Below are 17,998 nucleotides of genomic sequence, written 5' to 3'. Positions count from 1 at the left end.
ATAGCAGGGCCTTTTGGAATCACACAATGTAAAACCTTACATTTTACATTTATGGAACGCTAAAACGGAATATCATCATCAAAGTCATCAAACCCAGGAGCGGCTTGCGGTGCCGGAGCCGGTTGTGGCGCTGGCGCTGGCGCTGCAGGACGCTGAGCAGGTTTAGATTGCTGAGGCGCATACTGAGGCTGAGATGCTGGTTGTTGAGGGGCCGGTGCAGACTGCTGAGGCGCATAACCACCCGCTTGCGGCTGCTGCTGATAACCACCGCCATCCCCAGCTCCACGACTATCAAGCAACTGCATTTCGCTGGCGACGATCTCAGTCGTATAACGATCAGCGCCACTTTGATCCTGCCATTTACGCGTTCGCAAAGCACCTTCGACATAAACTTTACCGCCTTTGCGCATGTACTCGCCGGCGATTTCAGCTAAGCGGTTAAAAAAGACAACACGGTGCCACTCTGTACGCTCTTGCTGCTGACCTGTCTGTTTATCTTTCCATGATTCAGACGTTGCAATCGTTACGTTAGTGACAGCATTACCGTTAGGCATATAACGTACTTCTGGATCCCCGCCCAGATTACCGACCAAAATTACTTTGTTAACACCACGTGCCATTGTTCTCTCCAAAATCTTTGTTCGCGTCAGATGCTAAAAGCTACGCATATAACAGCAAAGCTTACCACGCGATCAGTTGAACTCCCATAGCAAACAGTAATCATAATTTATCTATCTGTATAGAAATAAAGATAGAGCTTCAGGCAACCGCAAAAGTCTTTATAATGATATGTTTGCTTGACCTTAGGTATACACTAAGCGAGTAAATATTGAGTAAGATTTAGCTAAATAGCTCACAGTAACAAGTGGTTTGCACCGTTACTGATTCACTGAATAAAAACAGGCGTATACATGGATAAGATTCTGGTCCAAGGTGCTCGCACCCATAACCTGAAAAACATTGATATTGAAATACCACGCGATAAGTTAATCGTGATCACTGGCCTTTCAGGTTCCGGTAAGTCTTCTCTTGCTTTCGACACTCTGTATGCAGAGGGACAGCGCCGATATGTAGAGTCACTATCAACTTATGCACGTCAATTCCTATCAATGATGGAAAAACCCGACGTTGATCATATAGAAGGCCTATCACCCGCAATCTCTATTGAGCAGAAATCAACATCTCATAACCCCCGCTCAACAGTAGGCACTATCACAGAGATCTACGATTATTTACGCCTACTCTTTGCCCGCGCAGGCGAACCGCGCTGCCCCGATCACAATCTTCCTTTGGCGGCCCAAACAATTAGCCAAATGGTTGACCAAGTCCTTGAAAAAGAAGAAGGCACTAAGCTTATGCTTCTAGCGCCTGTAGTTCAGGGCAGAAAAGGTGAGCAGCTACACACGATTAGTAACCTACGTGCGGAAGGTTTTATCCGTGCCCGCATCGATGGCATAGTCGTAGATTTAGATTCAGCGCCAGAATTAGATAAAAACAAAAAACATGACATTGAAGTTGTTATAGACCGTTTTAAAGTACGTCCCGATCTTCAAACACGTTTATCAGAATCTTTTGAAACCGCCCTCAATTTAACTGACGGCATTGCAAAAGTAGTTAACATGGAAGATGAGACAGATGAACTGATCTTCTCAGCTCGTTTCGCATGTCCCACCTGCGGCCACAGCATTCAAGAATTAGAACCCCGCTTATTCTCTTTTAACAATCCTCACGGTGCTTGCCCAAGCTGTGATGGTTTAGGCGTAAAGCAATACTTTGATAAAAGCAAAGTAGTACATGATGCCAGTTTAACCCTATCAGAAGGTGCTATTAGAGGCTGGGATAGAAGAAGCCTTTATTACTTCCAACAGCTTAAAGCTGTAGCAGAGCAATATGGTTTTGATATGGACACACCGTTCAATAAGCTGAAACCAGCGCATCAAGATCTGATTCTGGAAGGAACAGGTAAAGAGACGGTCACATTTAAATACCTGAATGACCGTGGCGATATTATTAATAAAGCCCACCCTTTTGAAGGCGTACTCAATAATCTACAGCGCCGCTACAAAGAAACAGAGTCAGATACCGTTCGTGAAGACCTTGCTAAATATCTAAATATGCAACCTTGCTCCTCCTGTGATGGCAGTCGTTTACGAAGAGAAGCTCGTCACGTTTTTATTGATGAACATACATTACCGCAGATAGTAAAAAAACCTATTGGCGACAGTTTAGATTATTTCAATCAACTAGAATTAGTAGGAAAGCAGGGGGAGATAGCAGACAAAATACTTAAAGAGATTCGAGAGCGTTTAAGCTTCTTGGTTAACGTAGGTCTTGAATACCTCTCTTTAGATCGTAACGCAGACACCCTTTCTGGCGGCGAAGCACAACGCATAAGACTTGCGAGCCAAATTGGCGCAGGCCTAGTGGGTGTAATGTACATCCTCGATGAACCCTCTATAGGGCTACATCAGCGTGATAATGAACGTTTACTTAAAACTCTGATCCACCTTAGAGATCTTGGAAACACCGTTATTGTAGTCGAACATGACGAAGATGCGATTAGACTAGCAGATTATGTAATTGATGTAGGCCCCGGTGCGGGTGTGCATGGCGGTGAGATTATCGCGCAGGGACTACCAGAAGAAGTGATGAACAATCCAGATTCAATCACAGGCCAATACCTTAGCGGTACCAGAAAAATAGCCATTCCAGAAAAACGAGGAATCTATAATCCAGATAAAGTACTGGAACTTGAAGGAGCAACAGGGAATAACTTAAATGAAGTAAATCTAACTATTCCTGTAGGCCTACTCACATGCATTACCGGTGTATCTGGTTCAGGAAAGTCGACCCTAATTAATAACACCTTATATCCAATTGCTGCCACAGAACTAAACCGCGCAACAACACTGGATCCTGCCCCCCATAGGAGTATTAAAGGTCTACAACATTTCGATAAAGTTATCGATATTGATCAAAGCCCTATAGGTCGTACTCCAAGATCAAATCCAGCAACTTATACCGGCATATTTACACCGGTACGCGAACTCTTTGCTGGCACACAAGAAGCCCGTTCTCGCGGTTATAAACCAGGAAGGTTTAGCTTCAATGTTAAGGGCGGCCGCTGTGAAGCTTGCCAAGGTGATGGTGTTATTAAGGTTGAGATGCATTTCCTACCGGATATCTATGTCCCTTGCGATGTATGTAAAGGTAAACGCTATAACCGTGAAACCCTCGAAGTAAAATACAAAGGGAAAAATATACACGAAGTGCTCGACCTTACCGTTGAAGATGCACGTGTATTTTTTGACGCGATTCCCGCTCTAGCCCGTCGCTTACAAACTTTGATCGATGTAGGACTCTCCTATATCCGTTTAGGACAGGCTGCCACCACACTATCAGGTGGCGAAGCCCAACGTATCAAATTAGCTAAAGAGCTATCAAAACGTGATACAGGCCAGACGCTCTATATACTCGACGAACCAACTACAGGGCTTCACTTTTATGATATCCAACAGCTTCTTAATGTGCTGAACCGCTTACGGGATCACGGCAATACGATTGTCGTTATTGAACACAATCTTGATGTCATAAAAACAGCCGATTGGATAGTAGATTTAGGCCCAGAAGGCGGGATTAAAGGAGGTTACATCATCGCAGAGGGAACACCGGAAGATGTAGCCAAAAACAAAAAATCCTACACCGGACACTTTTTGCAAGCGATGCTTAAATAGAAGGGAATTTGATAAGCGCCTCTGGGCGCTTTGAATAAAAGCACCTATTTTTCAGACAGTATAGGCAATAAAAAACCCGGCAAAAGCCGGGTTTTTTTGATCAAGAAAACTTAATCTTATGACTCATCCGCAGCAGAAGCTTCAGGACGGTCAACTAGCTCAACATAAGCCATCGGAGCGTTGTCACCAGGACGGAAGCCGCATTTTAGAATGCGAACATAACCGCCAGGACGAGCGCTGTAACGCGGGCCTAGTTCATTGAACAGTTTACCAACAGCAACTTTGCTGCCAGTACGTGCGAATGCCAAACGGCGGTTCGCAACAGTGTCGTTTTTAGCTAGAGTAATCAGTGGCTCAGCATAGCCGCGCAGTTCTTTCGCTTTAGGCAGAGTTGTACGAATCAACTCGTGCTCAAACAAAGAAACTGACATGTTTTTAAACATGGCTTTGCGGTGCGCACTGGTACGACCTAACTTACGACCAGATTTACGATGACGCATGATAAATACCTACCAAACTAGTCAGTTTTATCGCCGAATCAGGAAGCGACTTTATCGTCGTTCTTAAGGCTAGCCGGTGGCCAGTTCTCAAGACGCATACCAAGAGACAAGCCCTTTGATGCCAAAACGTCTTTAATTTCTGTCAGCGACTTCTTACCTAAATTCGGAGTCTTAAGCAGCTCAACTTCTGTGCGCTGAATCAGATCACCAATATAGTAAATCTGTTCTGCTTTCAGACAGTTGGCGGAACGTACAGTCAACTCCAGATCATCTACAGGGCGCAGAAGAATTGGATCAATCTCCGGTTCTTCTGGAACATCCTTAGCCTGATCAGCACCATCTTCAAGGTCAACAAATACAATCAATTGCTGCTGCAAGATAGTAGCTGCGCGACGGATAGCTTCTTCTGGATCGATCGTACCGTTAGATTCGATGTCGATTACCAGTTTATCCAAGTCAGTACGCTGCTCTACACGTGCGCTTTCTACTACGTAGGAAACGCGACGTACAGGACTGAATGTAGCATCCAGCTGTAGACGACCGATTGCACGAGTCTCTTCTTCTTCAGAAACACGAGAGTCTGCTGGAACGTAGCCACGGCCACGACCAATAGTCAGCTGCATGTTAAGACTCGCACCTTCATTTAGGTGAGCAATCACATGGTCCGGATTAGCAATTTCAACATCCTGATTCAGTTGAATATCACCAGCAGTCACAGGACCTGCTTCAGATTTGCTCAGAGTCAGGGTAACTTCGTCGTTGTTGTGCAACAACACAGAAACCCCTTTAAGGTTCAGGAGGATTTCAATCACATCTTCCTGAACACCTTCAATTGTGCTGTACTCATGCAATACGCCTTCAATTTCTACTTCCGTTACGGCACAACCCGGCATAGAAGATAAAAGAATACGGCGTAATGCATTGCCCAGCGTATGGCCAAATCCACGCTCAAGTGGCTCAAGAGTCACCTTAGCACGCGTTTTGCTGATTTCTTGTACGTCAATATGACGTGGACTTAGAAACTCATTTACCGAACGCTGCATATTTCCACCAAATTAAAGTTAAAATTACTTCGAGTACAGCTCAACAATAAGCTGCTCGTTGATATCTGCAGATAGATCAGAACGCTCAGGAGTGGCTTTATAAGTCCCTTCCATTTTAGCAGCGTCTACTTCAACCCATTCTATTGCTGTACGTTGACCAGCTAATTCAAGTGCGTTTTTAATACGCAACTGAGCTTTAGCTTTTTCACGAACTGCAACAACATCACCTGCTTTAACTTGGTAGGATGCAATGTTCACAACCTGGCCGTTAACAGTGATCGAACGATGAGAAACGATCTGACGAGCTTCAGCGCGAGTAGCACCAAATCCCATACGATAAACAACGTTGTCCAAACGGCCTTCTAGCAGCTGCAGCAAGTTTTCACCTGTTGCACCACTACGACGAGCCGCTTCTTTATAATAACTACGGAACTGACGTTCCAGAACGCCGTACATACGACGAACTTTCTGTTTTTCACGTAACTGCAAGCCATAGTCGGATAACCGACCACGACGTGCGCCGTGAACACCAGGGACAGTCTCAGCTTTACACTTGCTGTCCAGTGCACGAACACCGCTCTTCAGGAAAAGGTCTGTACCTTCCCGGCGAGACAGTTTGCACTTAGGTCCAAGATAACGAGCCATATTACCGTCTCCAGGTTAAACGCGACGTTTCTTCGGAGGACGACAACCATTGTGTGGTATAGGCGTCACATCCGTTATATTTGCGATTTTGTAGCCACATGAGTTCAGTGCACGAACTGCAGATTCACGGCCGGGTCCAGGACCCTTCACAAATACGTCGAGGTTTTTCAGGCCATACTCAAGTGCAGCCTGTCCAGCGCGCTCAGCAGCAACCTGAGCAGCGAATGGGGTACTCTTACGAGAACCGCGGAAGCCGGAGCCACCTGCAGTTGCCCAAGAAAGAGCATTACCCTGGCGATCAGTAATTGTAATGATCGTATTGTTGAAAGAAGCATGAATATGGGCGAACCCATCCGCAACCTGCTTCTTCACTTTTTTGCGTGTGCGATTACCTGGCTTTGCCATATTGGGAATTCCTATCGCTTACCACTTATTTACGGATCGGCTTACGCGGGCCTTTTCGAGTACGCGCGTTAGTCTTACTACGCTGACCGCGAACCGGAAGGTTACGACGGTGGCGAATACCGCGGAAACAACCAAGATCCATCAAACGTTTGATGCTCATGGATACTTCGCGACGCAGATCGCCCTCAACAGTCAACTTAGCAACTTCTCCACGAATGACGTCCAATTGTTCATCGGACAAATCAGCAATTTTAACAGTTGGTGTAATACCAGATGCTTCAAGAATGCTGGTGGCAGTCGTGCGGCCAATACCGTAAATGTAAGTCAGAGAAATTACCGCATGCTTATTGTCAGGAATGTTGACGCCAGCTATACGGGCCATTCTATTACTCCGTTAAAAAAAGGCATATGTAGTTATTTACATACACCAGTAAAATATATGTTCTGTTCGCAGAAGGCGCGCAATAATACACACTGATTAAAATTAAATCAAGTGTTTTGCGCCTTCTACGCCCAAATCAGTAATTAATCTAAAGATTAACCCTGACGCTGTTTGTGACGCGGCTCTACTTTACAGATCACGCGAACTGAACCATTACGACGAACGATTTTGCAGTTACGACAGATCTTCTTAACAGATGCACGTACTTTCATGATCTACTCCAGTTGTGGCCTTTAGCGCGAGCTTCCTGCGCTACCACCTTTAAGATTAGATTTCTTCATCAGGGACTCGTACTGATGGGACATCAGGTGAGATTGCACCTGCGCCATAAAGTCCATCACAACGACCACCACGATCAAGAGTGAGGTGCCACCGAAATAAAACGGTACGTTAGCGGCAACTACAAGGAACTGAGGCATCAAAGATACCGCAGTAATATATAGCGCCCCAAACAAGGTCAATCGGCCTAACACAGTATCAATATACCGCGCAGACTGTTCACCTGGACGAATACCCGGAATAAAAGCACCTGATTTTTTCAGGTTATCTGCTACATCTTTTGGATTGAAAACAATCGCAGTATAGAAGTAACAGAAAAATATAATTGCAACCGAGAACAGCAAAATATAGAGCGGCTGACCTGGGCCAAGCGCTAAAGCAACATTTTGCAGCCAATCCATACCTTCACCTTGACCAAACCATTGGCCCATGGAGGCAGGGAACAGCAATATACTCGAGGCAAAAATCGGCGGAATCACACCAGCCATATTCACTTTAAGTGGAAGGTGGCTAGTCTGTGCCGCAAATACACGGTTACCTTGCTGGCGCTTAGCATAGTTTATGGTGATACGGCGTTGCCCTCTCTCCATAAACACGACAAAGCCAACAGTAGCAACCGCCATAAAAGCGATGGCTAACAGCGCAAGAATATTTAAATCACCCTGACGCGCTGCTTCAAAGGCCTGACCGATCGCACTTGGCAACCCAGCCACAATACCAGCAAAGATCAGAATAGAAATACCGTTACCGATACCCCGTTCTGTAACCTGTTCACCTAACCACATCAAGAAAACTGCACCCGCAACCAATGTGACAACAGCAACAAAATAGAAGCTGATATCCGCACTGAAAGCGATACCTTGATTAGCAAGGCCGACAGCCATACCAAATGACTGAACGGTTGCAAGTAGCACAGTGCCGTAGCGAGTGTACTGGTTGATCTTACGACGACCAGCCTCTCCTTCCTTCTTCAACTGAGCAAGCGTAGGACTTACCACCGTCATCAGCTGCATAATAATAGATGCAGAGATGTACGGCATAATACCTAATGCCAAAATACTCATTCTTTCCAGCGCGCCGCCGGAGAACATGTTAAAGAGACTCAGGATAGTGCCCTGATTCTGATCAAATAAAGCGGCTAGGCGATCTGGGTTAATACCTGGTACAGGGATATGAGCCCCTATACGGTATACCACAATCGCGATCAAAACGAACAATAAGCGAGACTTAAGCTCACCTAGTCCATTTTGTACTCCAGCCGGTATTGGTCCTTTCTTAGCCATTTACGCCTCGACTTTACCGCCAGCAGCTTCGATAGCAGCCTGTGCACCTTTAGTCACTTTAAGACCTTTAACGGTGACAGCCTTCGTGATCTCACCAGACAGAATCACTTTAGCAGTTTTAATTTCCTGCTTGATGATATCTGCAGCTTTCAAAGCTTCAAGATCAATTACTTCTGACTCGATTTTAGCCAGTTCACCAAGACGAATCTCAGTAACATAGCGAGCAATACGAGAAGTAAAACCAAATTTTGGCAGACGACGCTGCAAAGGCATTTGACCACCTTCAAAACCAGGTTTTACAGATCCGCCGGAGCGGGATTTCTGACCTTTGTGACCACGGCCACAAGTCTTACCCAAACCAGAACCAATACCACGACCAACACGCTTAGGTGCTTTACGTGAACCGTCTGCTGGACTTAGAGTGTTCAGACGCATGTTGTGAACTCCCTTATTAGTCTTCTACACGAACCATGTAGTTAACTTTGTTTATCATGCCACGGACAGATGGAGTATCTTCTACTTCAACTGTGTGTCCAATACGGCGTAGCCCAAGACCCTTAACGCACAATTTGTGGTTAGGAAGGGTACCGATAGGGCTACGTACTAATGTTACTTTTACAGTTTTAGCCATTGTCGATTACCCCAGAATGTCTTCTACGGACTTACCACGCTTAGCGGCCACATCATCAGGTGATTTCATTGTTGCAAGACCTTTAACAGTCGCACGAACAACGTTTACCGGATTAGTAGAACCGTAGCACTTAGCAAGTACGTTATGGACACCCGCCAATTCAAGAACTGCACGCATCGCACCACCTGCGATAACACCAGTACCCTGAGAAGCAGGCTGCATGTAAACTTTAGAAGCACCATGACGTGCTTTAATTGGGTACTGCAACGTGTCGCCGTTCAGTTCAACTGAAACCATGTTACGACGAGCTTGTTCCATTGCTTTTTGAATAGCAGCAGGAACTTCACGAGCTTTACCACGACCGAAACCTACACGACCTTTACCATCACCAACAACGGTTAGTGCAGTAAAGCCGAAGATACGACCACCTTTTACTACTTTAGCGACGCGGTTAACCTGAACCAGCTTTTCCTGCAGATCGCCGTCTTTCTGTTCATGATTTGACATATTCGATCCCTTTAGAATTCCAGGCCGCCTTCGCGGGCTGCATCAGCCAAAGCTTTAACACGACCGTGATACTGATAACCAGAACGGTCGAAAGCTACTTTAGATACACCAGCTTCTTTAGCGCGCTGAGCGATCAAAGTACCAACCGTTTCAGCAGCCGCAACATTACCGCCAGTTGTCTCGCGTAGATCTTTTTCTACTGTAGAGGCTGCCGCAAGGACTTTACCACCATCTGCAGAGATAACCTGAGCGTAGATATGACGCGGTGTGCGTGTAACACACAAACGTGTTGCACCTAACTCACGCATTTTCAGACGGGAGCGGCGAGCACGACGAATACGAGATTGTTTCTTAGTGTTCATAACCCTGCCCTATTTACTTTTTCTTCGCTTCTTTACGACGAACATACTCATCAGCATAACGAACACCTTTACCTTTATAAGGCTCTGGCGGACGGAACGCGCGAATTTCAGCTGCAGCCTGACCTAGGATCTGTTTGTCAGCACCTGACAATATGATCGTAGTAACGTTAGGCGTCTCAGCAGAAATACCTTCCGGTAGTTCGTAATCGATTGGATGTGAGAAACCAAGGCTAAGATTAAGCGTTTTGCCTTTAGCGGCAGCACGATAACCAACACCTTGAAGCTGAAGAGTCTTTTTGAAACCTTCAGTCACACCAATAACCATGTTGTTTACTAGTGAGCGAGTAGTACCAGACAGAGCAAGAGACAGCTTAGTACCTTCTTTAGCTGCAAACTTCAGTCCGCTTTCTTCTTGAGAAACGGAAACAGAAGGATGAACGTCTAAAGAAAGCTGACCATTCTTACCTTTAACGTTAACGGACTGACCGTCAACCTTAACTTCAACACCTGCAGGTACAACTACGGGGCTTTTCGCAATACGTGACATTGAAATACCTCTTAGAATACCGTGCAGATTACTTCGCCACCCACACCAGCACTACGTGCAGCGCGGTCGGCCATGACACCTTTACTTGTAGAGATAATCGCTACACCCAGACCAGCAGAAACCTTTGGCAACTCTGATGCGTTCTTATAGATACGCAAACCTGGACGACTTACACGTTTAATCTCTTCAATTACCGGCTTTCCTTCAAAGTATTTAAGCTCGATGTTCAGAACCGGTTTTACTTCACCTTCTACAGAGTAGTCAGTGATGTAACCTTCTTCTTTTAGAACTTCGGCAACAGATACTTTTACTTTGGAAGACGGCATAGATACGGCCTGCTTTTCAGCCATATGACCGTTACGAATACGTGTAAACATATCCGCTAGAGTATCTTGCATGCTCATGCATTTACTTCCTCATTGTGCAGCACAATGCGGTACCCTCAAGAGGGCCAGACCACTGCGCTTACCATTTTACTAACTGGAGATTACCAGCTAGCCTTTTTCAAACCTGGAACATCACCACGCATCGCAGCTTCACGTAACTTAATACGAGACAAGCCAAACTTACGGTATACACCGTGTGGACGGCCAGTCACTTGACAGCGACGACGTTGACGAGATGCACTGGAATCGCGTGGCAACTTCTGAAGCGCCATTGCTGCATCCCAAATCTCGTCTTCTGATGAGTTAGGGTTACTAATAATTGCTTTAAGCTCAGCACGTTTTTCAGCGAACTTAGCAACAAGTTTTGCACGCTTATCTTCGCGTGCCTTCATAGATTCTTTAGCCATGATGTATGCCTATCACTTACGGAACGGGAAGTTCAGGGCAGCCAACAGGGCGCGACCCTCATCGTTATTTTTAGCAGTAGTCGTGATAGTAATATCCATACCACGCATTTTATCTACCTTATCGAATTCGATTTCAGGGAAGATAATCTGCTCTTTAACACCCATGCTGTAATTGCCACGACCATCGAAAGATTTCGGATTCAAGCCACGGAAGTCACGAACACGAGGGATAGAAATATCTACCAAACGATCCAAGAATTCCCACATACGCTCGCCGCGTAAAGTAACCTTACAGCCGATTGGCCAACCTTCACGAACTTTAAAGCCCGCGATAGATTTACGTGCAAGACAAACAACAGGTTTCTGACCTGCGATTGCAGTCATATCTGCAACAGCATTTTCCATCTGTTTCTTGTCCCCTAACGCTTCACCAACACCCATATTAAGAGTGATTTTGGTCAAACGTGGAACAGCCATTACGTTAGGGCAGTTCAGCTCATCTTTAAGCTGCTGCTTAACGGAATCATTATAAAGCGCTTTTAATCTAGACATGATATCAGCTCCCCTTATCCGCCAATTATTTCGCCGGTAGACTTAAAGATGCGAGATTTAGTGCCGTCTTCAAGAATCTTGAAGCCTACACGATCGCCCTTACCAGTCTGCGGGTTGAAGATAGCTACGTTAGAAACAGCAATTGCCGCTTCTTTTTCAACGATGCCGCCAGCTTTGCCCAACATTGGGTTCGGCTTAGTATGCTTCTTCACCATGTTGATACCAGAAACGACCAAACGATCGTCCAGAACTCGCATGACAGTGCCACGCTTGCCCTTGTCTTTTCCTGCGATGACAATTACTTCATCGTCACGTTTAATTTTGCGCATAATATACCTATATCGCTTCCTGCTACCCTCTCATGCTCAAAAACGCCAACACTTCTCAGTGTTAGCGTTTTTACATAAATTGAACAGTTAATTGTTCAATCTTTATAGCACTTCAGGCGCCAGGGAAATGATTTTCATAAACTTCTCATTACGAAGTTCACGCGTCACTGGGCCAAAGATACGAGTACCGATAGGCGCGTCATTTGCGTTCAACAATACCGCTGAGTTTGTATCAAAGCGGATTACTGAGCCATCAGAACGACGAACACCTTTACGGGTACGTACCACTACGGCGTTAAGTACTTGGCCTTTCTTCACTTTACCGCGAGGAATCGCTTCTTTAACAGTGACTTTAATAATGTCACCTACAGAAGCGTAGCGGCGGTGAGAACCACCAAGGACCTTAATACACTGTACTCGCTTAGCACCGCTGTTATCAGCGACATCAAGCATAGATTCAGTTTGAATCATGGTCTACTCCATAAACATTTAGAGGCCGTCCGTTAAACGGACGGGCCGGCTTAATGGAGCAAAGGCGCAATAGTTTACACCTTTGCTGCACGCTCTTCAATACGAACAAGCGCCCAAGATTTATTCTTGGACAAAGGACGAGTTTCAGCAACAGTAACTAAGTCACCTTGCTTACACTCATTTTTCTCATCGTGAGCATGCAGTTTAGAAGAGCGCTTCATGAATTTTCCGTAAATCGGATGCTTCTCTTTGCGCTCAACCAGAACTGTGATGGTTTTATCCATCTTGTCGCTAACAACGCGACCAGTAACAGTTCGAGTACGTTTTTCGGCGCTCATACTTAGTTACCTGCCTTTTCGTTGAGTATTGTCTTCACACGAGCAATGTCACGACGAACCTGACCTAAAAGGTGGTTCTGTGCTAGCTGGCCAGTAGACTTCTGCATGCGCAGATTAAACTGCTCTTTTAGAAGACCTAATAGCTCCTGCTGAAGCTCATCAACGGACTTTTCACGTAGTTCAATTGCTTTCATTACATCACCGTCCGCTTAACAATGGTTGTAGCAACAGGCAATTTAGCAGCAGCAAGTGTGAATGCTTCAGAAGCAAGCTGTTCAGGTACACCGCTCATTTCGAACAGAACCTTACCAGGCTTAATCTGAGCAACCCAATACTCAACTGCACCTTTACCTTTACCCATACGTACTTCAAGCGGTTTCTTAGAGATTGGCTTATCTGGGAACACACGGATCCAGATTTTACCACCACGCTTAACATGACGTGTCATGGTACGACGCGCTGCTTCGATCTGACGTGCAGTGATACGACCACGACCGGTCGCTTTCAGTGCAAACTCACCAAAACTTACAGTGCTACCGCGTTGTGCTAGGCCGCGGTTGCGACCTTTCATCATCTTGCGGAACTTAAGACGTTTAGGTTGTAGCATCGACGTCTACCTCACTTACCTTTCTTCTTAGGCGCATTCTTCTCAGCACGCACCTGTTCGATGCCACCAAGAATCTCGCCTTTGAAGATCCAGACTTTAACGCCGATCACACCGTATGTAGTGTGCGCTTCATATGTAGCGTAATCGATATCAGCACGCAATGTGTGCAATGGCACACGGCCTTCACGATACCACTCACTACGAGCAATTTCGGCACCACCTAGACGACCACCCAGCTGAATCTTAATACCCTTGGCACCAAGACGCATTGCATTCTGTACAGCGCGCTTCATAGCACGACGGAACATAACACGACGCTCTAGCTGACTAGCAACACCTTGGGCTACCAAGCGTGCGTCTAGCTCTGGCTTACGAATTTCTTCGATATTGATATGCACCGGAACACCCATCATTTCTGATACGGTATTACGTAGTTTCTCAACATCTTCGCCTTTTTTACCAATCACAATACCCGGACGAGCAGTATGAATAGTAATTTTTGCATTCTGTGCAGGACGCTCGATTTCGATGCGGCTCACAGATGCTTTCTCAAGCTGTTTATCTAGGTACTCACGTACTTCTAGATCATTTAGCAGCTTGCTTGCGTATTCGTTCTTGTCGGCATACCACACAGAAGTGTGATCTTTAACAATCCCGAGACGAATACCGGTCGGATGTACTTTCTGACCCATAACGAACTCTCCTAGCTGTCAGCTCAGTCGGCCACTTTAACAGTGATGTGACAGGAGCGCTTCAAAATTCGATCAGCGCGACCTTTCGCACGCGGCTTAATACGCTTCATAGTCATTGCTTCATCAACAAAGACTGTAGAAACACGTAGTTCGTCAATATCTGCACCGTCGTTATGCTCTGCGTTAGCAATAGCTGACTCGAGTACTTTCTTGACAAGATCCGCACCTTTTTTTGGACTAAACGCCAGGATGTTCAGAGCTTCACCTACAGATTTACCACGGATCTGGTCAACGACCAGACGTGCTTTCTGTGCGGAGATGCGGGCGCCCATGTGCTTAGCGGCAACTTCCATCATCTAACTCCTTATCGCTTGGCTTTTTTGTCTGCTACGTGGCCACGATATGTACGTGTCACGGCAAACTCGCCCAGTTTATGACCAACCATGTCTTCGGTAACAAATACCGGAACATGCTGACGGCCGTTGTGTACTGCAATTGTAAGACCTACGAAATTAGGAAAAATCGTAGAACGACGAGACCAAGTTTTGATTGGACGACGCTCGTTGCTTTCAATCGCAGCTTCTACCTTTTTCAACAGGTGAAGGTCGATAAATGGACCTTTCTTCAGTGAACGTGGCACAGCTGTATCCTCTTACTTAGCGTTACGACGGCGTACAATTAACTTGTCAGTACGCTTGTTCTTACGAGTTTTATAACCCTTAGTCGGAACACCCCATGGCGACACTGGGTGACGACCACCGGAAGTACGACCTTCACCACCACCATGTGGGTGATCAACTGGGTTCATCGCAACACCACGAACGGTAGGACGAACACCACGCCAGCGTGTAGCACCAGCTTTACCAAGCTGACGCAAGGAATGCTCACTGTTGCTCACTTCACCCAGAGTAGCGCGACACTCAATAAGGACTTTACGCATTTCGCCAGAACGTAGACGAAGAGTAGCGTAAGCACCTTCACGTGCCACTAACTGTGCAGACGTACCCGCAGAACGAGCAAGCTGCGCACCTTTACCTGGTTTTAGCTCAACACAATGTACAGTAGAACCTACTGGTACGTTGCGAAGCGGCATAGTATTACCTGGTTTTATATCTACAGAATCACCAGAAATAATCTTAGCGCCTGCAGAAACACCTTTTGGTGCGATGATATAACGACGCTCACCATCTGCATACACAACTAGTGCGATATGTGCAGAACGGTTCGGGTCGTATTCCAAGCGCTCAATTGTCGCTGGAATACCGTCTTTATTACGACGAAAATCAATAACACGGTACTGCTGCTTGTGACCACCGCCAATATGACGAGTAGTGATGCGACCGTGATGGTTACGACCACCACTTTTGCTCTTCTTCTCAACAAGAGCTGCATGCGGCTTGCCCTTGTGTAGCTCAGAGTTAGTCACTGTCACTACATGACGGCGTCCAGCAGAGGTCGGCTTAGTTTTAGTCACTGCCATTTTTCAAACCCTCTATTACTCGCCACCCAAGAAATCAATCTCAGAGCCATCAGCTAGAGCAACGTATGCTTTACGCACATCGCTACGCTTGCCAAGACCACGCTGTGTACGCTTGGTCTTACCCTTAGCATTAAGAACGTTGACGCCTTTAACTTTAACGTCAAACAATTCTTCAACTGCTGTTTTGATTTCTGGTTTAGTAGCGTCTTTTGCTACACGAAAAACAACCTGCTGAGAACCATCAGCTACAATAGTAGCTTTCTCGGAGATGTGCGGACCCAGCAGCACTTGATAAATGCGTTCCTGTTTCATGACAACTTCTCCTCGATTTTCTTCAGAGCAGCAACAGTAACAAGTACCTTTTCGAAGCCAACCAGTGAAACTGGATCAACTCCCTGTGCGTCACGAACATCCACATGTGGAACATTGCGTGCAGCAAGGAACAAATTCTGTTCTACATCTGCAGTAACCAGCAGCGCGTTAGACAGCTCAAGCTCATTAAGCTTAGCCACAAACTGTTTTGTTTTTGGAGACTCCACAGTGAAATCTTCAACCACAACCAGGCGATCTTGACGAACTAACTCAGAAAAGATGCAACGCATAGCAGCACGGTACATTTTTTTGTTAACTTTCTGAGAATGGTCGCGCGGCTGAGCCGCAAAAGTTACACCACCGGCACGCCAGATTGGAGAACGACTTGTTCCCGCACGCGCACGACCTGTACCTTTTTGACGCCATGGTTTAGCACCACCACCAGAAACCGCAGAACGGTTTTTCTGTGCTTTAGTGCCTTGACGACCGCCAGCCATATAAGCAGTAACTACTTGATGGACTAGCGTTTCGTTGAATTCTTTACCAAAAGCAAGTTCAGAAACTTCTACCGAACCATTAGCTCCAGCTAAATTCAGATTCATTTCAAACCCCCTTGGCGCCAGCTTTAACAGCTAGTTTAACGATTACGTCACCGCCAGTAGCGCCTGGAACAGCACCCTTGATCAATAACAAGTTACGTTCAGCATCAACACGCACAACTTCAAGGGTCTGAACAGTTACCTGTACATTACCCATCTGCCCTGCCATCTTTTTGCCTTTCCAAACACGACCAGGAGTCTGACATTGACCAATTGAACCCGGAGCACGGTGAGAAAGAGAGTTACCGTGAGTCGCATCCTGCATGGAGAAGTTCCAACGCTTAACGCCGCCTTGGAAACCTTTACCTTTGGATTGACCAGTTACATCTACTTTCTGACCAGCTTCGAAGCGCGCAACAGTTAGCTCATCGCCAACGTTGACTTCGTCGCCACCCGACAGGCGGAACTCCCATAAACCACGTCCTGCTTCTACGCCAGCTTTAGCGAAGGTACCAGCTTCTGGTTTAGTCAGGCTATTAGCCTTCTTAGAACCAGTAGTAACCTGCACTGCTGCATAGCCGTCAGCTTCTTCTGTTTTAACAGAAGTAACACGGTTCGGTTCCACTTCGATGACGGTGACTGGCACGGATACGCCGTCTTCAGTGAAGACACGAGTCATACCCGCTTTACGTCCGATTAAACCTACAGACATTTCTTTAAAACCTCTTGCCAGTTGTGTACGGGGCTGTTACCCACTACGGCTGCCCTTTCCAGAGCATTCCACACTAATAAAGCGCTTCATTAATAAATATTAATTCTGCGCAGTTGCCTTTAGCCAAGGCTGATCTGCACTTCAACACCCGCTGCAAGATCTAGTTTCATTAGAGCATCAACTGTTTTTTCAGTTGGCTCAACGATATCTAGAACACGCTTATGAGTACGGATTTCATATTGATCACGTGCATCTTTGTTCACGTGAGGTGAAATCAGAACTGTAAAACGTTCTTTGCGGGTAGGAAGTGGGATCGGACCACGTACTTGAGCGCCAGTTCTCTTTGCAGTATCTACGATTTCCTGCGCAGAAGAGTCGATCAAGCGATGATCAAAGGCTTTCAGACGAATACGAATTTTCTGATTCTGCATTTCGATCACACATTTCCAAAAAATTTTATTTACGGCACAATGCCGACCTCCCCCTACTATAAGGGGGACGCAAATTCTACTGATACAAAACCCTTAGGTCAAGACCAGCAACCATTTATTTGCTCAATAATCAGTCAACACCGCAACAACTGCGGCACAAACTAGCAATGAGCAAAAAAAAGCCCTCCAAAGAGGGCTTTCTTAAATTAAAGAGTTATTACTCGATAATTTTAGATACAACACCAGCACCTACTGTACGACCGCCTTCACGGATCGCAAAACGTAGACCTTCTTCCATCGCAATCGGGTTGATTAGCGTAACATCCATCTGAACGTTATCGCCTGGCATTACCATTTCAACACC

30 protein-coding genes and 1 pseudogene are annotated in these 17,998 nt (G+C 46.0%); 1 reads left to right on the top strand and 30 read right to left on the bottom strand.

Annotated features, from left to right (window positions below):
- Positions 1-59 precede the first annotated feature (59 nt).
- Entirely contained in the window at positions 60-620 is a 561-nt protein-coding gene (gene ssb, locus Q4492_RS04625) for a single-stranded DNA-binding protein (RefSeq protein ID WP_303416088.1), read from the bottom strand.
- 291 nt (positions 621-911) lie between these two features.
- Between ssb and uvrA the strand changes: the two genes are divergently transcribed.
- On the top strand, positions 912-3,734 hold the full coding sequence (gene uvrA / locus Q4492_RS04620) for an excinuclease ABC subunit UvrA (protein WP_303416087.1): 2,823 nt from the start codon (positions 912-914) through the stop codon (positions 3,732-3,734).
- Positions 3,735-3,850: 116 nt separating this feature from the next.
- Here uvrA and rplQ read toward each other — a convergent pair whose 3' ends face one another.
- The 29 genes and pseudogenes from rplQ to Q4492_RS04475 form a co-directional block, all read right to left on the bottom strand.
- Positions 3,851-4,234, bottom strand: coding sequence for a 50S ribosomal protein L17 (gene rplQ, locus Q4492_RS04615; RefSeq protein WP_303416086.1), 384 nt, complete (start codon positions 4,232-4,234; stop codon positions 3,851-3,853).
- 38 nt (positions 4,235-4,272) lie between these two features.
- Positions 4,273-5,277: a DNA-directed RNA polymerase subunit alpha gene (gene rpoA / locus Q4492_RS04610; protein ID WP_067862830.1), complete on the bottom strand. Its 1,005-nt coding sequence runs from the start codon at positions 5,275-5,277 to the stop codon at positions 4,273-4,275.
- 24 nt (positions 5,278-5,301) lie between these two features.
- A complete protein-coding gene (gene rpsD, locus Q4492_RS04605) occupies positions 5,302-5,922 on the bottom strand; it encodes a 30S ribosomal protein S4 (protein WP_067862831.1) in 621 nt (206 codons plus the stop codon).
- A gap of 15 nt (positions 5,923-5,937) precedes the next feature.
- On the bottom strand, positions 5,938-6,327 hold the full coding sequence (gene rpsK, locus Q4492_RS04600) for a 30S ribosomal protein S11 (RefSeq protein ID WP_067862832.1): 390 nt from the start codon (positions 6,325-6,327) through the stop codon (positions 5,938-5,940).
- A 25-nt stretch (positions 6,328-6,352) separates the two neighbouring features.
- Entirely contained in the window at positions 6,353-6,709 is a 357-nt protein-coding gene (gene rpsM / locus Q4492_RS04595; protein WP_303416084.1) for a 30S ribosomal protein S13, read from the bottom strand.
- Between the two features lie 155 nt (positions 6,710-6,864).
- Positions 6,865-6,981, bottom strand: a complete 117-nt coding sequence (gene rpmJ, locus Q4492_RS04590) for a 50S ribosomal protein L36 (protein ID WP_007021200.1) — start codon at positions 6,979-6,981, stop codon at positions 6,865-6,867.
- 21 nt (positions 6,982-7,002) lie between these two features.
- Complete coding sequence (gene secY, locus Q4492_RS04585) at positions 7,003-8,331, bottom strand: preprotein translocase subunit SecY (protein ID WP_067862834.1); 1,329 nt, start codon at positions 8,329-8,331, stop codon at positions 7,003-7,005.
- On the bottom strand, positions 8,332-8,766 hold the full coding sequence (rplO, locus tag Q4492_RS04580; protein ID WP_067983814.1) for a 50S ribosomal protein L15: 435 nt from the start codon (positions 8,764-8,766) through the stop codon (positions 8,332-8,334). It abuts the gene before it with no gap.
- Between the two features lie 16 nt (positions 8,767-8,782).
- Positions 8,783-8,962 (bottom strand): 50S ribosomal protein L30, encoded by a 180-nt coding sequence (gene rpmD, locus Q4492_RS04575; protein ID WP_067983812.1) that lies wholly within the window; start codon positions 8,960-8,962, stop codon positions 8,783-8,785.
- Between the two features lie 6 nt (positions 8,963-8,968).
- Positions 8,969-9,469 (bottom strand): 30S ribosomal protein S5, encoded by a 501-nt coding sequence (gene rpsE / locus Q4492_RS04570; protein WP_067862841.1) that lies wholly within the window; start codon positions 9,467-9,469, stop codon positions 8,969-8,971.
- 11 nt (positions 9,470-9,480) lie between these two features.
- The gene (rplR, locus tag Q4492_RS04565) at positions 9,481-9,831 is read right to left on the bottom strand and encodes a 50S ribosomal protein L18 (RefSeq protein ID WP_067983808.1); all 351 of its coding nucleotides are present in this window, start codon (positions 9,829-9,831) and stop codon (positions 9,481-9,483) included.
- 13 nt (positions 9,832-9,844) lie between these two features.
- The gene (rplF, locus tag Q4492_RS04560; protein ID WP_303416083.1) at positions 9,845-10,378 is read right to left on the bottom strand and encodes a 50S ribosomal protein L6; all 534 of its coding nucleotides are present in this window, start codon (positions 10,376-10,378) and stop codon (positions 9,845-9,847) included.
- Between the two features lie 11 nt (positions 10,379-10,389).
- Entirely contained in the window at positions 10,390-10,782 is a 393-nt protein-coding gene (gene rpsH, locus Q4492_RS04555) for a 30S ribosomal protein S8 (protein ID WP_067983804.1), read from the bottom strand.
- A gap of 83 nt (positions 10,783-10,865) precedes the next feature.
- A complete protein-coding gene (gene rpsN, locus Q4492_RS04550; protein WP_303416081.1) occupies positions 10,866-11,171 on the bottom strand; it encodes a 30S ribosomal protein S14 in 306 nt (101 codons plus the stop codon).
- Between the two features lie 12 nt (positions 11,172-11,183).
- The gene (gene rplE, locus Q4492_RS04545; protein WP_067862850.1) at positions 11,184-11,723 is read right to left on the bottom strand and encodes a 50S ribosomal protein L5; all 540 of its coding nucleotides are present in this window, start codon (positions 11,721-11,723) and stop codon (positions 11,184-11,186) included.
- Positions 11,724-11,737: 14 nt separating this feature from the next.
- Positions 11,738-12,052 carry a 50S ribosomal protein L24 gene (rplX, locus tag Q4492_RS04540; protein ID WP_067862852.1) on the bottom strand — a complete coding sequence of 105 codons (315 nt, stop codon included), beginning with the start codon at positions 12,050-12,052 and terminating at the stop codon, positions 11,738-11,740.
- Positions 12,053-12,154: 102 nt separating this feature from the next.
- On the bottom strand, positions 12,155-12,523 hold the full coding sequence (gene rplN, locus Q4492_RS04535; protein WP_067983797.1) for a 50S ribosomal protein L14: 369 nt from the start codon (positions 12,521-12,523) through the stop codon (positions 12,155-12,157).
- Between the two features lie 74 nt (positions 12,524-12,597).
- Positions 12,598-12,861 carry a 30S ribosomal protein S17 gene (gene rpsQ, locus Q4492_RS04530; RefSeq protein WP_067862856.1) on the bottom strand — a complete coding sequence of 88 codons (264 nt, stop codon included), beginning with the start codon at positions 12,859-12,861 and terminating at the stop codon, positions 12,598-12,600.
- Positions 12,862-12,863: 2 nt separating this feature from the next.
- Positions 12,864-13,055 (bottom strand): 50S ribosomal protein L29, encoded by a 192-nt coding sequence (gene rpmC, locus Q4492_RS04525; protein WP_067862863.1) that lies wholly within the window; start codon positions 13,053-13,055, stop codon positions 12,864-12,866.
- A complete protein-coding gene (gene rplP, locus Q4492_RS04520) occupies positions 13,055-13,468 on the bottom strand; it encodes a 50S ribosomal protein L16 (protein WP_067862864.1) in 414 nt (137 codons plus the stop codon). The genes rpmC and rplP overlap by 1 nt, the downstream gene beginning before the upstream one ends.
- A gap of 11 nt (positions 13,469-13,479) precedes the next feature.
- Positions 13,480-14,160, bottom strand: coding sequence for a 30S ribosomal protein S3 (gene rpsC / locus Q4492_RS04515; protein WP_067983795.1), 681 nt, complete (start codon positions 14,158-14,160; stop codon positions 13,480-13,482).
- A gap of 23 nt (positions 14,161-14,183) precedes the next feature.
- Complete coding sequence (gene rplV, locus Q4492_RS04510) at positions 14,184-14,513, bottom strand: 50S ribosomal protein L22 (RefSeq protein WP_067983794.1); 330 nt, start codon at positions 14,511-14,513, stop codon at positions 14,184-14,186.
- 11 nt (positions 14,514-14,524) lie between these two features.
- On the bottom strand, positions 14,525-14,800 hold the full coding sequence (rpsS, locus tag Q4492_RS04505) for a 30S ribosomal protein S19 (RefSeq protein ID WP_067862871.1): 276 nt from the start codon (positions 14,798-14,800) through the stop codon (positions 14,525-14,527).
- Between the two features lie 12 nt (positions 14,801-14,812).
- Complete coding sequence (gene rplB / locus Q4492_RS04500) at positions 14,813-15,640, bottom strand: 50S ribosomal protein L2 (protein ID WP_303416078.1); 828 nt, start codon at positions 15,638-15,640, stop codon at positions 14,813-14,815.
- A 15-nt stretch (positions 15,641-15,655) separates the two neighbouring features.
- Positions 15,656-15,952: a 50S ribosomal protein L23 gene (gene rplW, locus Q4492_RS04495; RefSeq protein WP_067862875.1), complete on the bottom strand. Its 297-nt coding sequence runs from the start codon at positions 15,950-15,952 to the stop codon at positions 15,656-15,658.
- Complete coding sequence (gene rplD / locus Q4492_RS04490) at positions 15,949-16,554, bottom strand: 50S ribosomal protein L4 (protein WP_303416076.1); 606 nt, start codon at positions 16,552-16,554, stop codon at positions 15,949-15,951. The genes rplW and rplD overlap by 4 nt, the downstream gene beginning before the upstream one ends.
- Before the next feature lies 1 nt (position 16,555).
- Positions 16,556-17,203 carry a 50S ribosomal protein L3 gene (rplC, locus tag Q4492_RS04485; protein ID WP_303416075.1) on the bottom strand — a complete coding sequence of 216 codons (648 nt, stop codon included), beginning with the start codon at positions 17,201-17,203 and terminating at the stop codon, positions 16,556-16,558.
- A 119-nt stretch (positions 17,204-17,322) separates the two neighbouring features.
- Entirely contained in the window at positions 17,323-17,634 is a 312-nt protein-coding gene (gene rpsJ / locus Q4492_RS04480; RefSeq protein ID WP_067984205.1) for a 30S ribosomal protein S10, read from the bottom strand.
- Between the two features lie 217 nt (positions 17,635-17,851).
- Positions 17,852-17,998: pseudogene (locus Q4492_RS04475) on the bottom strand (elongation factor Tu); the annotation flags it as partial.

Origin of the sequence: Neptuniibacter sp. 1_MG-2023, from assembly GCF_030547185.1 — a bacterium.
GTDB lineage: Bacteria > Pseudomonadota > Gammaproteobacteria > Pseudomonadales > Balneatricaceae > Neptuniibacter.
The sequence above is the reverse complement of the archived record's forward strand: the minus strand, read 5'-3'. Positions and strand labels throughout refer to the sequence as shown.

Bases quoted from the DNA above. Each gene is read 5' to 3' on its own strand.
- rplC (WP_303416075.1), bottom strand. From the start codon at position 17,203: ATGTCTGTAGGTTTAATCGGACGTAAAGCGGGTATGACTCGTGTCTTC.
- rpsE (WP_067862841.1), bottom strand. From the start codon at position 9,469: ATGTCAAATCATGAACAGAAAGACGGCGATCTGCAGGAAAAGCTGGTT.
- rpsM (WP_303416084.1), bottom strand. From the start codon at position 6,709: ATGGCCCGTATAGCTGGCGTCAACATTCCTGACAATAAGCATGCGGTA.
- rpmJ (WP_007021200.1), bottom strand. From the start codon at position 6,981: ATGAAAGTACGTGCATCTGTTAAGAAGATCTGTCGTAACTGCAAAATC.
- secY (WP_067862834.1), bottom strand. From the start codon at position 8,331: ATGGCTAAGAAAGGACCAATACCGGCTGGAGTACAAAATGGACTAGGT.
- rplD (WP_303416076.1), bottom strand. From the start codon at position 16,554: ATGAATCTGAATTTAGCTGGAGCTAATGGTTCGGTAGAAGTTTCTGAA.
- rpsC (WP_067983795.1), bottom strand. From the start codon at position 14,160: ATGGGTCAGAAAGTACATCCGACCGGTATTCGTCTCGGGATTGTTAAA.
- rplF (WP_303416083.1), bottom strand. From the start codon at position 10,378: ATGTCACGTATTGCGAAAAGCCCCGTAGTTGTACCTGCAGGTGTTGAA.
- rplR (WP_067983808.1), bottom strand. From the start codon at position 9,831: ATGAACACTAAGAAACAATCTCGTATTCGTCGTGCTCGCCGCTCCCGT.
- rpsK (WP_067862832.1), bottom strand. From the start codon at position 6,327: ATGGCAAAGCCAGGTAATCGCACACGCAAAAAAGTGAAGAAGCAGGTT.
- rplQ (WP_303416086.1), bottom strand. From the start codon at position 4,234: ATGCGTCATCGTAAATCTGGTCGTAAGTTAGGTCGTACCAGTGCGCAC.
- rplV (WP_067983794.1), bottom strand. From the start codon at position 14,513: ATGGAAGTTGCCGCTAAGCACATGGGCGCCCGCATCTCCGCACAGAAA.
- rplP (WP_067862864.1), bottom strand. From the start codon at position 13,468: ATGCTACAACCTAAACGTCTTAAGTTCCGCAAGATGATGAAAGGTCGC.
- rpsD (WP_067862831.1), bottom strand. From the start codon at position 5,922: ATGGCTCGTTATCTTGGACCTAAGTGCAAACTGTCTCGCCGGGAAGGT.
- uvrA (WP_303416087.1), top strand. From the start codon at position 912: ATGGATAAGATTCTGGTCCAAGGTGCTCGCACCCATAACCTGAAAAAC.
- rplX (WP_067862852.1), bottom strand. From the start codon at position 12,052: ATGCGCAAAATTAAACGTGACGATGAAGTAATTGTCATCGCAGGAAAA.
- rplW (WP_067862875.1), bottom strand. From the start codon at position 15,952: ATGAAACAGGAACGCATTTATCAAGTGCTGCTGGGTCCGCACATCTCC.
- rpsN (WP_303416081.1), bottom strand. From the start codon at position 11,171: ATGGCTAAAGAATCTATGAAGGCACGCGAAGATAAGCGTGCAAAACTT.
- rpmC (WP_067862863.1), bottom strand. From the start codon at position 13,055: ATGAAAGCAATTGAACTACGTGAAAAGTCCGTTGATGAGCTTCAGCAG.
- rpoA (WP_067862830.1), bottom strand. From the start codon at position 5,277: ATGCAGCGTTCGGTAAATGAGTTTCTAAGTCCACGTCATATTGACGTA.
- rpsQ (WP_067862856.1), bottom strand. From the start codon at position 12,861: ATGAGCGCCGAAAAACGTACTCGAACTGTTACTGGTCGCGTTGTTAGC.
- rpsJ (WP_067984205.1), bottom strand. From the start codon at position 17,634: ATGCAGAATCAGAAAATTCGTATTCGTCTGAAAGCCTTTGATCATCGC.
- ssb (WP_303416088.1), bottom strand. From the start codon at position 620: ATGGCACGTGGTGTTAACAAAGTAATTTTGGTCGGTAATCTGGGCGGG.
- rplN (WP_067983797.1), bottom strand. From the start codon at position 12,523: ATGATTCAAACTGAATCTATGCTTGATGTCGCTGATAACAGCGGTGCT.
- rplE (WP_067862850.1), bottom strand. From the start codon at position 11,723: ATGTCTAGATTAAAAGCGCTTTATAATGATTCCGTTAAGCAGCAGCTT.
- rpmD (WP_067983812.1), bottom strand. From the start codon at position 8,962: ATGGCTAAAACTGTAAAAGTAACATTAGTACGTAGCCCTATCGGTACC.
- rplO (WP_067983814.1), bottom strand. From the start codon at position 8,766: ATGCGTCTGAACACTCTAAGTCCAGCAGACGGTTCACGTAAAGCACCT.
- rpsH (WP_067983804.1), bottom strand. From the start codon at position 10,782: ATGAGCATGCAAGATACTCTAGCGGATATGTTTACACGTATTCGTAAC.
- rplB (WP_303416078.1), bottom strand. From the start codon at position 15,640: ATGGCAGTGACTAAAACTAAGCCGACCTCTGCTGGACGCCGTCATGTA.